Genomic DNA, 15,761 nt, shown 5'->3' on the forward strand with positions numbered 1-15,761 from the left:
TAAACAATCACCAAATGGAGCAAGGTGTTGAAACTTCGCAGTACAGCACTGGTAAAAGGATTTAGGCAATCAGCCCCCTATGTAAATGCCCATCACAACAAAACCATTGTGATCATGCTTGGCGGGGAAGCGATTGCAGACGGCAACTTTGGCAATATTGTCAATGATATCGCCCTATTGAATAGTCTCGGCCTTCGTTTGGTCGTCGTGTACGGTGCTCGCCCACAGATCAGTCAAAACCTCGAAAAACAAGGGTTAGAGACCCCGTATCACAAAGGCGTTCGTATTACAGACGCGTCCGCTTTGGAGGTGGTAAAGCAAGCAGCTGGACAACTCCAACTCGACATTACCGCTCGGCTTTCGATGAGCCTGAACAATACGCCAATGGCAGGCGCACAAATCAACGTCGTCAGCGGTAATTTTGTTATTGCTCAACCACTAGGTGTCGATGAAGGCATAGATTACTGCCACAGCGGACGGATCCGAAGGATCGATATCGAAGGCATCCACCGACAACTCGATCAACACTCGATCGTTCTCTTGGGGCCGGTTGCCAGCTCTGTGACGGGTGAATGCTTTAACCTCACCTCAGAAGAAGTTGCCACCCAATTAGCCATTCGACTCAGCGCTGACAAACTGATTGGGTTTTGCTCTTTGCAAGGCGTAATCGGTCCAAAAGGCAATGTCTTGTCTGAACTTTTTCCTCATCAAGCCGATGAAATCCTCAGCCAAAGAGAGTCTGCCGGTGACAGCAATTCGGGAACAGTACGTTTCTTGAGAGGCGCGGTTGCCGCGTGTCGATCTGGCGTGCCAAGAAGCCACCTACTCAGTTATAAAGTCGACGGCTCTCTGATACAGGAATTGTTTTCTGTTGAAGGTATCGGTACACAAATCGTGACGGAAAGCGCTGAGCGGGTGAGAAAAGCGACCATTGATGATATCGGTGGCATCCTTGAGCTTATTCGTCCATTGGAAGAACAGGGGATACTGGTTCGACGCTCTCGCGAGCAACTTGAGCAAGAGATCCCCCGTTTTACCGTTATCGACCGAGATGATCGCATCATAGGGTGTGCTGCTCTCTATCCCTACCACGAATCCCAAAGTGGCGAAATGGCTTGTGTCGCCGTGCACCCTGAATACCGCGACAGCGATAGAGGAACGCACCTGCTGCAATATATACAGCAACAGGCGTTGCAAGACGGATTAAAAATGATTTTCGTACTTACTACGCGCAGTATTCATTGGTTCCGAGAACACGGCTTTGTCGAAGCGGATATTTCCGCGTTACCGGACGTCAAACAACAGCTCTATAACCTGCAACGGCGTTCAAAAGTGCTGACGCTGTCCCTTAACGGACACCCAAGGCGTCTGCCAGCCCGCTAAATCTTGATGTTTTGCGTCTGACCGCCCGCTCCAGACTGGCGCGGGTGGCAAATACGTCCAACCGATCTTTTGCTCTCGTGACGCCGGTATACACCAGCTCTCTGGTCATCACTGGCGAGTGAGTAGGTGAAAGCACCATGATAGTATGACTAAATTCTGACCCTTGGGATTTGTGAACTGTCATTGCGTACGCAGTTTGGTGCTCAGGCAATCTGCTTGGTAGAAATGCCTTTACCGAGCCATCAGACAATTCAAATACCACGCGCAGGCCATCATCTTGCTTTACGACAATGCCGATGTCACCGTTGTATAAACCCAGCCCGTGGTCATTTTGAGTCACCATGACGGGACGGCCTGGATAGAAAGTTTCCTCCCCAAGCGCAATAAGGTGCTTGTCAGCCAGTGCTTTTTCAATGGCACTATTCAGCCCTTTCACACCAAACGGCCCCTCAGCTAAAGCACAAAGTACACGTATATCAGAAAAGTACGCCAGCACACTTCGATGGTCATCTCCCGCTTTTAGTGCTTCCAAATAGCGGCGATAACCTTCCACGGCCAGTACGATGGCCTGCTCATACACATCACCATTTAAATCATGAAGCAAGATGTCTGAATAACCATGGCGAAGCACTCTGTCCAACAATCGTGTATCACCCGTATTAATCGCAAAGGCAAGCTGGCCAACGCCGGATTGAGCGTGGAATCGATAGCTTTTCCGCAAGAGACAGACACTATCGGCAACTGCAGGCACAGACGCTAAACCAGACAGGTTGAAGCCAGTTAGTGAGGTCAACTCTGCGGCTCTTTCATTGCTATAGCCTTTATCGACCCCCAAGCAAATGTCTCCCAGTACCGCGCCCGCCTCCACGGAAGCCAACTGATCTCGGTCCCCCAGCAAAATGACGCGCGCATGCTCAGGCAATGCCGCCAGCAATCTTGCCATCAAGGGTAAATCCACCATCGACGCTTCATCCACCACAAGGATATCCAGATGAAGGCGGTTATTTTGATGATGACGGAAGTCCACGCGGTTCGGGATTGCGCCGAGCAGTCGGTGAATGGTTGATGCCTGCACAGGAATTTTCCCTCTGACATCATGGCTGACAGGCAGTGCATCCACAGCCTTACCGATAGACTCCATAAGGCGGTTTGCCGCCTTCCCAGTTGGCGCAACCAATTTGATTTCGGGCCCGTTCGGCTTACCACTGCTGATCACCAATGCCGCCAACAGCTTCGCAACCGTGGTTGTTTTACCTGTTCCCGGCCCGCCAGAAATCACAGAAAACCGATAACTGAGTGCAGCTGCTGCCGCGACTTTCTGCCAATTGAGACGCGCAGCTTCTGGAACGTAAGCAAGAATATCAACGGCAGACGCATCCGTATCTAATGTACGTTGAAGCGCGTTCATATCAATGATGTCAGGCTGAACCACATCAAAAAAATCCAGCAACTTTTGCGCTTTTTCATGCTCACCCCAGCCCGCATAAAGCGTTTTCAATAACGCAATATCTGGTTCGAATAAGGCATCCAATGTCGCCCTTGCACCATCAGGAAGGAGAACGGGGTTACAGCGAGAAACAATGCCTTCCGCCACACGTTGCTCAGCTTGCCAATAGCGATTTAAATAAAGACGCTTGCCATGAAGAATAAGCGGTGTAGGCTCTTTCCCCTCACCAACCACATTCGATTGCGCCATGTAAACCAACGCATTTTCCGGATCGAGTTGTGCGGCAATCAACAATGCCTCAGCCGGTGGTAAATCAAACAAAGCGGCGGCATCCAGTGAGGACAAATCCACACAAACGTTTCCTTTCCCCAATTCAAAACTGACCAAGGTCGCCCAACCAACCATTGGGTCGTCCTTGTCACCAAGTTGCTCTCCAATAAACTGGCCAAATTGACGATCGATGGCTCGGATACTCTTACGCTGGTACAGCCCCTCTAACAGATCACTGATTGCCATCTTGGCTGTCTCCATTTTCAAATTGCGTATCGAGACCGGAAATCAGTTCAAGGCTCGGCTTGGTGTAAAAAATGCCGTGTTGTGTATTGGCTTCCACCCCACGTACAAAGAGGTAGTAAACACCCCCAAAGTGTCGCTCAAAGTCATAATTTGGAATACGCTGACGCAAAAAGCGATGAAGTGCTAATGAGTAGATTTGGTATTGAAAATCATAGCGATGCTCGATCATAGCTTGGCCCAAAGCATCTTGCGTGTAGTCAGAGGGTGCACCACCAAGGTAGTTGGATTTCCAATCGAGAACGTAATATTTCCCTTCCCAACAAAACACCAAATCAATAAAGCCCTTTAACATGCCTTTGGCTGTATCAAACCCCAGATCACCCGCTTGGGCGGATAACGGATCGTGGGCTTTAATATGACGATTGACTGCTGAACTGTTCAAGTGCTCAACAGGCATCACGAACTCCATTTCAGTCAGGCGATCTTGCTCACCAATCTCAGAAAGTGTCATTCCTTCTTCATTCAAAGGTTGAGAAAGTACATCTAACATCATTTTCTGCAAAACAGGCAACCAATCCTCTTCATAGTTTTCAATGGCCAAGGTATGGCGAATCATTTCCATCACCTCGTCACTGTAGATGTCTTGCGTAAAATCGACGTTTTCAAACAAGGTATGCAAGAAGGTTCCGGGCCTTGCTCCGCGAGGAAATTGGAAGATGGAACTGAACGGAAGGTCTTCAAACTCCGCGTCTTCATCACTTTCATTTGCCGCATCCAAGTCAAACGCAGGTAATGCGGGTAAAGCCGAACCGTGCCCTTGTTTCACAAGACCTGAATAGCTAGTGAGACGCCAGTTTCGTTGGATGTAACGCCCAAAGACTTTCGCTTCAAGATCATCAACCGATTGAAGGTTTGCAACTAATTTACCGTCGGTACTCTCTGGAGGCGCACTGACTGTCATCGAGGTTTGACCATCCACCAGCGTGGCAAGATCTTTTCTCAGCCCATCGCCGTCTTGCACTTCACCTCGCTGGATCAAATAGCCCAACGCCGACTTATGTACGCCCGTTACGCCATCTTTTGTTTTTCGACCATCTTGTAACGGAGCCAACCCAATAAAACAGCCATACACCGCACGAGTCAGCGCAACATAAATCAGACGCAAATCCTCAGCAAGACGCTCTTTGTCTGCCGCTTCAATGGCCGCTTCGGGGTTGTTCAACTCTAATGTCGGTGCATGGTTTTCATCGTGAAAGAAAGGCTCGCTTGCTTCACGAACACTGCACACGAAGGGCAAGTAAACGAGGTCGTATTCCAAGCCTTTTGATTTGTGAATAGTGACGATTTGAACAAGATCTCGCTCAGACTCAAGGCGAACCTGCTGCTCATCACTGCTGCCATTTGGACTGTCGATATGATCTGCCAGCCAACGAATCAATGCATGGTGGCTTTCTAATGTCTGACTGGCTTGTTGAAGCAATTCGCCCAAATGTAACAAGTCAGTGAGTGAACGCTCACCATCATCTTCACACAGCAGCCTTTCTGCAATCGAACGTCGCTGAATAACCTGACGCAACATGGGCAAGACACCACGCGTAAACCATACATGTTGGTAAGTCGAAAACTCGATAACGGCACGTTCCCACTCTTTCTCATCTTGGTTTAACGTATCTATTTCTTGTGCTGTCAGCGCAAACAGTCCACTCGCCAATGCCGTGCGAAGTGTTCGCTCACTATCAGGACTTAGCACTGCAGAAAGAAGACGCTGAACATCCGCCGCTAAGCCACTCGAAAATACACAGTTTCTGTTTGACAGGTAGACCGACGCGATTCCTTTTTTAACCAGTGCGCGTTTTACCTTTGCAGCTTCATGACCCGTCCTGACCAATACCGCAATGTCGCCTGCTCGAATCGCTGTTTTTTCTTCATTTTTGGCAAAGTTAGCCTGTTTGGTTTCGGACTGATTCAACACATCTCGAATGCTGATGGCTGTCGCTTCTGCCATCTCATTTTCATAATCAGACTTACTCTTCAAATCCGAGTCATCAGCCAGCCAAAACGTGAGCGCAGGTTGTTTGTGACCTTGAATTTCCCAATAGCGAGAATCCGCACCTGGCGCAGAGCCTACTGCCTGAAAGGGAATGTCATCTTCATAGATAAACGGGGCAGTAGCATGTTCGAATATACGATTTACCGCAGAAACCATGTCAGCGGTTGAGCGCCAATTCGTGCCAAGGTTATAGTGATCTTCTACCTGCCTGCGTGCATCAATATACGTAAATATATCCGCGCCACGGAATGCGTAAATTGCCTGCTTAGGGTCACCGATCATAAACAAGCCGCATTCTTTTACATCACCATAGACATCGCTAAAGATCTGATACTGCTGTGGGTCGGTATCTTGAAATTCATCAATCATGGCAATGGGATACAAAGTGCGAATACGCTCGGCCAGAATACCGGTGCTATCATTTTTTAGTGCGTCTGATAACTGAGATAACAAGTCGTCAAACGAGAGCCATCCAAAGCGCTTTTTCTCTCGCGAAAGCAAGGTGCGCACTTCTTTAATCGCGTGAGCCTGCAATGCTTCTTTGAGTCCCGGTGGGTGCGCCACCAATCTATCGATGTCATCAAATACCGGATGAGATGGCACCTCACCTTTTTTGGTTTTATCACTCAGTGTACTTGCTGAAAACCGCTCAAGATTGGTTGGCAAATCGTAATTGTTGGTCGGGCGATTCGCCCATTCACTGACCTCCGCGATCCAGTTCGGCAAAGTGCGTTTGCTGTAACTGCGTTTATCAACGCCCGACGCGGTAATGATGGCTTCAATATCTGCAACAGACGCCAGCCATACTCTTTTTACATCATCAATTTTTGCGAGGTTTTCTTGATGCAGCTGAACGAGATCATCGGGCATGACAGGCGCATTGATGGTGACAAGTGGCCCTGCCAAATACGTACCAACGTCTTTAAGCAATCCTTTAGGTGAAGACCAGTAGCTTCTAACAACCCCCGCCAACGATTTAGGCAACGGATAAAACTGACTACGCCAGAAGTCCGCCACGGCACGCTCACGAAGCATGGATTCATCAGTAATGAATTCGTTGGTAAACAAGCTGCCTGATTCAAAGGCATTTTGAGTCAGCATGCGTTGGCAAAAACCGTGAATGGTATAAATGGCCGCTTCATCCATTTGACGCTCCGCCTGAAGCAGCAATTGCTCCGCGCGCTTGTGATCTGCTATTTCTGTCAGTAATGGGGCAATCACCGGATCACGGCTTTCACCTCGACTGAACGCTAATCTCGCATCATGAATACGCGCGCGAATACGATCTCGCAGCTCTTGCGTTGCCGCCTCGGTAAAGGTCACAACCAGAATTTTTTCAACACTAAGGGGGACAGCATGTGCGGTCTCACCTGACCCATGTCCGAGCAAAAGGCGTAAGTACAAGCCCGCGATAGTAAAGGTCTTTCCTGTACCTGCCGACGCTTCGATAAGTCGAAGGCCATACAGTGGAAATGTCATGGGTTGAAGAGATTGTGTTGGCATGCAGTATCAGCTCGGTATTGTCAGAAAATTAATGTTTATGTGTGCTTGCACGTCGGAAGACTGACTGATGTCAGTCTTCTTTTTTCTCACCATTTAATGCTGGGAGCAGCACGTCGCATCCCAATCGGAACACATCGTTCAAGAGTTCTTCGCTCGCGGCAGGCCATACTCGCGCAATATAGGCGTTATCGCCCTCTCCTGGCATAAAGCCGCTTTCAAACGCCGCACGCATTTTCTGCCTGGCTTTCATTAACGTGTCTTCATCATCATGCCACTCTCCCTTTCTATCGAAACAGGCTTCAATACCCGCCAGTGCTGTTTTAGGTAAATAAACGCTGGGTGTCGACATGCCGTCTATGTAATGATCAAGATATGTGGTTAATGCTTGCAACGCCGCATCTTTCGTTTGCACCGCATAAACGAATTGCCCATCCAAACCAACGTAATGTGTTTCTAAATTGTCTCCTGCAGCACATTGGCACAAATGGTCAATCCATGCTGACAGACGATCCTGCGCGCGAATCTTCCCGCTGCGATAGAGTATACGACCACCTCGGTAGCGATCATCCAGCCAACCTTGCACCTGCACAGGACCGCGTTTTGTCTGCACCGTGATATTGATTTCCAGAGGTTGTCTAGGCTCTCTGATGAACGGCTCTAACACACGATATTGCGCCAAGATACCATTGAGTTCACTTTCCAATTCCAGCTCGCCGAAATGGTTTACAGGTAAGGTTCCACTGGCTTTTTGCCTCTGGTAGAACGCCTCTAACGACTGAAGCTCACTGCCGTGCGCTAGAAGGTGAGAGAGTAACTCATCCCGAAGGCGATAAGTTTCTAAGTTATCGAGTGAAAACGGTTCGACATCTTCTAAGCCGCCAACTGCATTTTCGAAAAACACTTTAAGGCGTCGGTTGAAAAAATGCTGCACAGGCAAACGCCAGAATCGCTGCAATTCAGCCAACTCGATGTGATTCGAACCCGCCTCCGCCTCCTGTGATAACGCGGCATTCAGAAAAGACTCAGCTGCGCGTCCTTCGCCTTTTGCAGCAGGAAGCCATTCATTGGCATAACTTGCCTTACCACCTTGAAACGACGCGCGACTAAAGGGAACTAATGGATTCTCGTGGCAGAGATGTTTTTGCAGGTTCACCCCCGAGTCATGCTCTGGCAACGCACTGTCCCCTTCCAAGCAATAACCTTGGCGGCAATAGTCTAAAAGCTCAGTAACCAGCACTGACGGTACTTTTACACTGTTATCCTGAACTGAACGGCCCACATAGCTGATATACAGTTTGTTTTGTGCTGATTGTAATGCTTCAAGGAACAAATAGCGGTCATCGTCACGCCTTGAGCGGTCGCCTGCACGGGTGCGTCCTGCCATAAGATCGAACCCGACTGGCGCGATGGTGCGAGGATAATCGCCATCATTCATACCCAACAAGCAAACAACTTTAAACGGGATAGAACGCATTGGCATCAAGGTACAGAAGTTAACCTGTCCTGCAAGGAAGCGTTGGCTTATACGCTCCCCACCGAGCTTTTCTTTCAAGTAATCACGAACAATCGACAAGGAAATGTCTTGGCTAAAGCCAGCATCAGAGAGTTGTACCAGCCAATTATCTAGCTGAGTACGAAGCATCTGTCCTGCAGGCTCTTCATCCGTATCCAGTGCGAAGAGGTCATCAAACATCGCTGATAAAACCTTGGCCCATGCCTCTCCAGATTGAACTTGGATTAACTGATGCTGAATTTGGCTAAGTACACGGAAAAACTCGCCAAGTTTACCCGCCAGATCGGCCTCTAACCCCTGAATTTCATCATACGCCAGTACCCCGTTATAAAGCCCACTGTCACTTGGCATCGCGTAACCCAACATCATACGGTCCAAGCCAAACTGCCACGTATTCTGTTTTTGCCCAGGCAGAGAAAAGTGCTTCGCAGTGCTTTCATCAAGCCCCCAGCGAATACCAGACTCTTCGACCCAGACTTTTACTTTTTCAAACTGGCGGTTATCAAAACCGAACTTACGCAGCACAGCGGGTACTTCCAGGATCTCCAGCAGTTCTGCTGCACTGCAACGGCTGTCCGGCAGACCCAGCAAGCTTAGGAAGGTCGTCAGAATTGGACTTTCTTGATCGGCGGTTCGGTCAGAAATGGAGAAAGGAATAAATCGCTCACCCGGCGCATTGCCAAACACGGCTTGTATCGCGGGACTGTAAGCGTTGATATCGGCCACCATGACAATGACATCTCGCGGTGTCAGCGAAGGATCGTCTGCCAACATATCCAGCAATCGGTCATGCAGGACTTCAACTTCTCGCATTGGACTGTGGCAAACTTCGATCATCAAGGAGCTATCTTCAACCGAGATTGGCAACTTACTCTCACTGGTCAAGGTTTCGAGAATGTTCCCTGGCTCCTGCAGATCAAGAATGTCCGCCTGAATATGATGCAGCAATGACTCGCGCGGTACATCAACAAAGCCCTGATCGACCTCGTTACATTGAAGCTCGGACAGCAACAATAAGTTATCCCGTCCCAATTTACCCATTGACGCTAAAAGGCTGTTGCCTATCTCTGCGGTTTCATCATCGAGCAATGGCAACGCAAATTGAGCAGGCTCGTTACTCTCCGTCGCTCGGCTAATACGGTTATCCATCGCTGCAGTACGCCTTGCCAAATAACGCTTGTCGCGAATATCACCCCAATAGAAACGACATGGATTCGTAAACATGTAGTGCACATCTATATGCTCACCAAGTGCTTTCAGCGCATCCAGATAACGAGGAGGCAAAGCTGAGATGCCAAATACAAATACACGCTCAATGTCTTTTAAGCCTTCGGGCTTGGCTGACTTAGACACCAATGCATCAATGAACTCTTCGTACAAGTTGGCACGATGAAACGGGGATTGACCTTGTTGAAGGGTGTTATCATACAAAGCTTGCCAAAGCTTAGGCTGCCAGGTTTTTTCGCCTTCTAGCTCCATGACCGCGTGTTCATTTTCCCAAGCTTTAATCCACTCCGGGCGATATACCAAATATTGGTCAAAAATATCCGCGACTTTGCCCGCTAATTGGTAAAGCTTTTGTTGGTCCGTATCGTCGCTCAGATACTGCTTTAACTCATCAAAATCAGGATCGTCTAGCATGGACGGTAACACTGTCATCAGCTTCCACGTCATGGCTTCTTTATTGAAAAAGCTTCGCTGCGGCACGTCGTCAAGAATTTGAGTAAACATCTGCCAGATAAAGGTCGCTGGCAGCGGGAACTCAACGTTCGCGACTATCCCTTGCTCTTTGGCCATCTCCAGCTTTAACCACTGCGCCATACCGGGGCTCTGAACCAAAATCAATTCTTTCTGGAACGGGTTACTTAGAGGACTTTGCTCGACAATGGCGACCAGCAAACTTTTAAGCAAATCCAATTGGTTGGAGTGATAGACAGTAAACACAGATGAGACTCACGAAACGGACATTGAGGAGATTGTGGCGGAATGGCTTCGAGAGTGCAATTTCAATACATTAGAAATCAAAAAACCCGCGAGTAGCGGGCTTCGATATTGCTTTTAAGCAGCAGGTAATTTCCACTGAACCGAGATAAACCGTCGATAGTGAAGGGCCACATATCCCACCACAACTGTTGCAACGATCAGCTCAATCAGCGCCATGATAGAAACTTGATGGACATATTCAGGTGCGATACCAACCGATTGCATCCACATTGCGGTTTTGTATAGAGCCGTTGAACCGATCACCATCGGGAAAGTAAACGCTGCATAGCCAGGAGAAAACGGCAAGCGCATTAAGTAAGCAAACGACACATAAATCACTAATGTCATTAGTAAAGCAATGCCCAGCAATACCGCCACAATCAAAGGCGATGGGTTCTGGCTGACAGTCAAATAACCCGCCAGTGATAGACTCGCAGGGGCGGCCATGATAGCGATAGTTGGCTTCGCTGCATCCGGTACTTCTCCGCAGAAAATTAGACGGTATAACATCAAAGGCAACAATACCGCGTAAGCAAGTAAGCCGAACATCAATACTGCATCTGCCACTGGACGCAGTGCGGGGTTACCTGAAAACGCCACATCTGCAACAATAAGACCAACGGGAGGCACAAACCAGCTTGGTACCATATGGCTCAATGAAAAGTCTTTCGCGCGGTGATACACAAACGAACCAAGGAATGCTACGTGAGCCAAAACAGCGACCAACCAAAGTGCGTCACCCGCCCAAGGCAAAACGTTACCTAAAGAATTGGAAACGATCATCACGCCCATCGCAAACGTGGGAACCACGCTACCGACCACAGGATGTTGTAAATCAGACCACAAGCCTTTTGGGCTGAATATAAATTTCAGCGCTATCATCAGCAGCATCACACCACCAATTACTGCACCTACGATTTGCGCCGAACCATTGAAAGATCCGGCATTTTCCCAACACCAACCCAAACTGGCTATCGCAAGCGCTAAACCTGCCATTGGTGTCGGAAGAAGATTGAGGCGTCTACGCATTGCACTATCACGTCATAAGAAAATGAACACAGATCTTATTTTAGAACGTCATTGTGTTTTAATATATCTGAATATATTTAAACCACCTTTAAATAGTACTTAACGATATGTCAATTTCACTTCGCCAGCTACAAGTCTTCGTAACGGTTGCACAGGAAAAAACCATTACCGCAGCGTCGTCCCTGTTATTTCTGTCGAAACCAGCAGTTAGCATGGCATTGAGTGAGCTAGAAAATCAGATAGGACACAAACTGTTTGAGCGTGTAAATAACAGACTGATCATCAATGAACATGGAAAACGCTTACTTCCCCTCGCTGATGAGCTGCTTACTCGAAGCCAAGAGATCACAAAAGTACTCGATAATACTGGGACGTTAACCGGTTCATTGAGAATTGGTGCAAGTGACACGATCGGCAATAAATTGATCCCTTTTTTACTTCGTGACTTTAGGTCAACGTATCAGCACAACGAACAGTCGCTTTATATTTCGAACAGCCAATCAATTATCGACCAACTTCTCGCTTTTGAATTAGACGTGGGTTTTATCGAAGGACAAGGTGAAAGCAAGCATCACCAAGTCAATTCAGAACTGCTGATGATGCCGTGGCTTTCTGATGAAATGTGTATTGCTTGTGCTATCGACCATCCTCTCAGAGAAAAAGAAAAACTCACACTTTTTGATTTGGAAAACCAAACTTGGATTGTCCGAGAGACTGGATCAGGTACCCGAGAGCACTTTCTGTCTCGCATCGCACCTCGCCTTGAACAATGGAGTATTGCGTTTGAGCTTCGCAATACCGAGGCCATCATAAACTGTGCGGCCGCAGGATTAGGGTTAGCTTATTTATCACGCCTTACAGCAAGACACGTAGTAGCTAACAGCCACCTTATAGAGCTTCCATTAGACTTGCGCCGACAGTATTGGCTCGTCCACCACAAAGATAAGCACCTATCACCATTACTCGAAAGCTTTATTCGCTATAGTTCTGATTGGCAATTGGACGAATAACTTAGTAGCTGTTATCACCAACACTATAAGCAATAATCTGGCTTATCTGACACAAAGGACGTCCGCTTTCTTCTTTCCACTGGTTAAATGCGTCCTGTGCTGCTTGAAGCGATTTACGGGTGTCTCTGCCACCATCAATCACTTTATGAGTGCGTAAATAACTTTCAACGTCACCAGACAGAATAAAGGTATCTTTACCCATTAACCTTAGAGAGTACGGACCTGTATTGCCGCCCAAACGACTGCCGTGTTTTTTTAAGTATGTCCAGAGACCAATAATATCGGCATCTGGCCATTCGGCGATGAACGTTGCAAAGCTTCCATGTTCCCGAGCCGCACGTTGTATCATCTCGGCATTGTGGGGAATGGTCATCACTTTCCCCAAATGGCGAATAATGGCAGGGTTCGTCGCCTTTTGTTCCCACATTTCTGGCGGTATGAGACACATCTTCTCAATATCGAACCCCCAGAACACCTCTTCAAAGCCCGGCCACTTGTTTTTTACCACCTGCCAATTCATACCCGATTGGAATATTTTCTGGCTCATCACTGCAAGCCAGCGGTCATCTGAAATACCTTTAAGCTCTTCCAAAGACTTGGGATGAGTTAGCCTTTGCTCCAATGCGCTGTTGCTGCCTTTTCTTGTTGCAGCCCGATGATAAATTTCCGAGAATTTTTCCAATGCCATCACACTAATCACGGTTAAACTAGACACATACATTTACTCTACTGTATAAACAGACAGTAAACAAATAGAGAGGGGTTAACCATGGCCGTTATCGTCAAATATGTGGTTGAGCGCAACGGAGAAGAGAAGATGACTTTTACCTCTAAAGCGGACGCAGATGCTTACGACAAAATGCTAGACATGGCAGACGAGTTATTCGAACTGCTAAGTAAAAGTGAGGTTGTCGGCGACGAAGCGCAACGTGAAGAGTTGTCTCTTTTCCTCGCACAAAACCGCGAAGATGTCCTTTGTGCATTGGGCGCTAAACGCAAACCAACGCCAAAAGCAAGCAAGAAAAAAGCCGACACTCCGAAAGAAGACGACGCTGAAGCTGCATAATTATAAAAAACGTTCTTTTCGAAGGGCGTTTTTTATATCGAAAACACCTGATTACTCGGTCTATTTGTCGAGTATTTACCTAAAGACACCTTAATCTGTGGGAATCTCTTTTTCCACCCTTCAATCTTTCCCGCCTTCACTTTAAGATGTCCTCATCATTTACTCGTATTGACCAGCCTCTGCCTCTGCAGTTTCTGGAAAAGAGACAAGGAGATAATCTCATCATGGCAAGTTTTGCTCTAGCATTTGGCACCGCGACCAAAAACAAAGACGGAAAAATCATCGAAGCGTTTTTCCCAACCCCTGTACTGAATCCAGCAGACTCTCTGGTCGCAGCACTTGCTGACATCGTTTCTTACAAAGAAGGCAACGACGTCATTGAAATCGAAGCGGCGCAGTGTGAAGCAATAGCAGCAGCATTTGCTCAAGCAGATATAGAAGCAGCAGCAACATTCGCTGCAAAAGCAGCCGCCTCAGCGCAACCTTTGGTACTGGTCATCCTTGCAACTGACGAAAAACCAGCCAGTGTTGCTGAAGGTTTCCTGAAGCTTCAACTGATCTCTCACCGTCTGGTGAAACCACACGGCACCGTGCTTGATGGCATCTTTGGTCTGCTGCACAACATCGCGTGGACCAACAAAGGCCCTATCGATTTGCCTGAACTGGCAGAGCGTCAAATGGACGCGCGCTTGAACGGCGAAACCATTACCGTAGATTGCGTCGACAAGTTTCCAAAAATGGTCGACTATGTGGTGCCAGCAGCAGTACGTATTGCTGACACATCTCGTGTTCGCTTGGGTGCGCATGTGGGTGAAGGTACCACAGTGATGCACGAAGGCTTCATCAACTTCAACGCAGGTACCGAAGGCGTGAGCATGGTTGAAGGCCGCATCTCTGCAGGTGTTGTAGTGGGTAACGGCAGTGACATCGGTGGAGGTGCGTCTATCATGGGTACGCTGAGTGGTGGTGGTCAGCTTGTTATCTCAATCGGTGAGAATAGCCTGCTGGGTGCAAACGCAGGCCTTGGCTTTCCATTGGGTGACCGTTGCACCATCGAATCTGGCCTGTACGTTACAGCTGGCACCAAAGTGACCATGCTGGACTCTTCAGGTAAAGAAGTAGAAACCGTAAAAGCACGCGACCTAGCAGGCAAAGCGGATCTGCTATTCCGTCGCAACTCTGTCACTGGCAAGATTGAATGCTTGACCAACAAGTCAGCCGTTGAGCTAAACGCAGAACTGCACGCGAATAATTAAGTGCGATGTATATCTAGCGAAAAGACCAGCATCATGCTGGTCTTTTTTGTTTGGTTAGAAATAAACTAAAAGCTGTTTGCTTCCAATCCTTGAAGCCAGTTTTGCTTGTATTCCCAGCCTCTTGCCGTTTCATCAATACACACCGCATTGTACGGCTTACCCAATATCCCCGCGCGAACAGCATTCTTCGGATCACAGTAAACACTGACATGCTCTTTGTAAGCGGCCAAATAGTCTTCTTGGGCTTGCTGAGTCGTCGCCCCCAACTCATCTAAATTTTCAGATGTTCGAGCTTTTCGCCCGAGTTCTACATCGTAATATGCCAAGCCGACCCAGTTATCAGCTTTTGCGTACTTGTTAACATACGGATTGGCACACCCTGCGAGACCAATGATCATAAACAACGCTATCAGAATATTTCTCATGACTACCTCCTCACGTCTGTTTCTAGAGTATAAAGAATAAATCTGAATATTGGCCATACAGATATGCAACGAGTGATTCATAAAAAAGAGTCATTAAAACGAACGGATTATATACACATTAACGCATACAAAGAGAGCATCTCTGAACTCAAGGCTCCTTCACAGAACAGATAAACCGGGTCAGTTTAAAAAATGAGAAACGCAAAAAGGCCATCCTAACGGATGGCCTTTTTGACGGTATTTGAAGCCTGGCGATGTCCTACTCTCACATGGGGAGACCCCACACTACCATCGGCGCTGTTACGTTTCACTACTGAGTTCGGCATGGAGTCAGGTGGGTCCATAACGCTATGGTCGCCAAGCAAATTTGTTGTATTCCCCGCTTATCGCGAAAAACTAAAATCTGGGAAATTACTGACCAGTGTCTCTACACATTCAATGTTCTTACTTGAGTCCGCTAAAACCCCTTGGGTGTTGTATGGTTAAGCCTCACGGGCAATTAGTATCAGTTAGCTCAACGCCTCGCAGCGCTTACACACCTGACCTATCTACGTCGTAGTCTCCAACAACCCTTTAGAGA

Annotated in this window: 10 protein-coding genes and 2 rRNA genes; 4 read left to right on the forward strand and 8 right to left on the reverse strand. The window is 47.9% G+C overall.

Annotation, left to right across the window (positions count from 1 at the left end; all coding sequences use genetic code 11):
* The first annotated feature begins 27 nt into the window (after positions 1-27).
* Complete coding sequence (gene argA, locus B5D35_RS06565; RefSeq protein ID WP_170915136.1) at positions 28-1,383, forward strand: amino-acid N-acetyltransferase; 1,356 nt, start codon at positions 28-30, stop codon at positions 1,381-1,383.
* Here the strand turns inward: argA and recD are convergent.
* The 4 genes from recD to B5D35_RS06585 all read right to left on the reverse strand — a co-directional run bounded on the left by recD (position 1,349) and on the right by B5D35_RS06585 (position 11,424).
* Positions 1,349-3,346, reverse strand: a complete 1,998-nt coding sequence (gene recD, locus B5D35_RS06570; RefSeq protein WP_078751800.1) for an exodeoxyribonuclease V subunit alpha — start codon at positions 3,344-3,346, stop codon at positions 1,349-1,351. The two genes, argA and recD, sit on opposite strands and share 35 nt — an antisense overlap.
* Positions 3,333-6,899, reverse strand: a complete 3,567-nt coding sequence (gene recB / locus B5D35_RS06575; RefSeq protein WP_078751801.1) for an exodeoxyribonuclease V subunit beta — start codon at positions 6,897-6,899, stop codon at positions 3,333-3,335. Before recB ends, recD begins: the two co-directional genes overlap by 14 nt.
* A 70-nt stretch (positions 6,900-6,969) precedes the next feature.
* Complete coding sequence (recC, locus tag B5D35_RS06580) at positions 6,970-10,356, reverse strand: exodeoxyribonuclease V subunit gamma (protein WP_078751802.1); 3,387 nt, start codon at positions 10,354-10,356, stop codon at positions 6,970-6,972.
* Positions 10,357-10,470: 114 nt separating this feature from the next.
* Complete coding sequence (locus tag B5D35_RS06585; protein WP_483189024.1) at positions 10,471-11,424, reverse strand: TDT family transporter; 954 nt, start codon at positions 11,422-11,424, stop codon at positions 10,471-10,473.
* 107 nt (positions 11,425-11,531) lie between these two features.
* Here B5D35_RS06585 and B5D35_RS06590 point away from each other — a divergent pair, with 107 nt between their 5' ends.
* Positions 11,532-12,434, forward strand: a complete 903-nt coding sequence (locus B5D35_RS06590; RefSeq protein ID WP_078751804.1) for a LysR substrate-binding domain-containing protein — start codon at positions 11,532-11,534, stop codon at positions 12,432-12,434.
* Between the two features lies 1 nt (position 12,435).
* Here the strand turns inward: B5D35_RS06590 and B5D35_RS06595 are convergent, their stop codons facing one another.
* Complete coding sequence (locus B5D35_RS06595; RefSeq protein WP_170915137.1) at positions 12,436-13,122, reverse strand: DNA-3-methyladenine glycosylase I; 687 nt, start codon at positions 13,120-13,122, stop codon at positions 12,436-12,438.
* 81 nt (positions 13,123-13,203) lie between these two features.
* On the opposite strand from B5D35_RS06595, the gene B5D35_RS06600 reads away from it, so the two are divergent.
* Positions 13,204-13,500 (forward strand): YebG family protein, encoded by a 297-nt coding sequence (locus tag B5D35_RS06600; RefSeq protein WP_078751806.1) that lies wholly within the window; start codon positions 13,204-13,206, stop codon positions 13,498-13,500.
* A gap of 224 nt (positions 13,501-13,724) precedes the next feature.
* Positions 13,725-14,756: a 2,3,4,5-tetrahydropyridine-2,6-dicarboxylate N-succinyltransferase gene (gene dapD / locus B5D35_RS06605; protein WP_078751807.1), complete on the forward strand. Its 1,032-nt coding sequence runs from the start codon at positions 13,725-13,727 to the stop codon at positions 14,754-14,756.
* Positions 14,757-14,821: 65 nt separating this feature from the next.
* On the opposite strand, the gene B5D35_RS06610 is transcribed toward dapD, so the two are convergent.
* The 3 genes from B5D35_RS06610 to B5D35_RS06620 all read right to left on the reverse strand — a co-directional run.
* Positions 14,822-15,181, reverse strand: a complete 360-nt coding sequence (locus tag B5D35_RS06610) for a DUF2799 domain-containing protein (RefSeq protein ID WP_078751808.1) — start codon at positions 15,179-15,181, stop codon at positions 14,822-14,824.
* A 246-nt stretch (positions 15,182-15,427) separates the two neighbouring features.
* Positions 15,428-15,543: ribosomal RNA gene (rrf, locus tag B5D35_RS06615) — 5S ribosomal RNA — on the reverse strand.
* 116 nt (positions 15,544-15,659) lie between these two features.
* Positions 15,660-15,761, reverse strand: a 23S ribosomal RNA gene (locus B5D35_RS06620); the annotation flags it as partial.

It is taken from the genome of Enterovibrio nigricans DSM 22720 (assembly GCF_900167155.1).
GTDB lineage: Bacteria > Pseudomonadota > Gammaproteobacteria > Enterobacterales > Vibrionaceae > Enterovibrio > Enterovibrio nigricans.

Bases quoted from the DNA above. Each gene is read 5' to 3' on its own strand.
- B5D35_RS06610 (WP_078751808.1), bottom strand. From the start codon at position 15,181: ATGAGAAATATTCTGATAGCGTTGTTTATGATCATTGGTCTCGCAGGG.
- recD (WP_078751800.1), bottom strand. From the start codon at position 3,346: ATGGCAATCAGTGATCTGTTAGAGGGGCTGTACCAGCGTAAGAGTATC.
- dapD (WP_078751807.1), top strand. From the start codon at position 13,725: ATGGCAAGTTTTGCTCTAGCATTTGGCACCGCGACCAAAAACAAAGAC.
- recB (WP_078751801.1), bottom strand. From the start codon at position 6,899: ATGCCAACACAATCTCTTCAACCCATGACATTTCCACTGTATGGCCTT.
- B5D35_RS06590 (WP_078751804.1), top strand. From the start codon at position 11,532: ATGTCAATTTCACTTCGCCAGCTACAAGTCTTCGTAACGGTTGCACAG.
- B5D35_RS06600 (WP_078751806.1), top strand. From the start codon at position 13,204: ATGGCCGTTATCGTCAAATATGTGGTTGAGCGCAACGGAGAAGAGAAG.
- B5D35_RS06595 (WP_170915137.1), bottom strand. From the start codon at position 13,122: ATGGCATTGGAAAAATTCTCGGAAATTTATCATCGGGCTGCAACAAGA.
- B5D35_RS06585 (WP_483189024.1), bottom strand. From the start codon at position 11,424: ATGCGTAGACGCCTCAATCTTCTTCCGACACCAATGGCAGGTTTAGCG.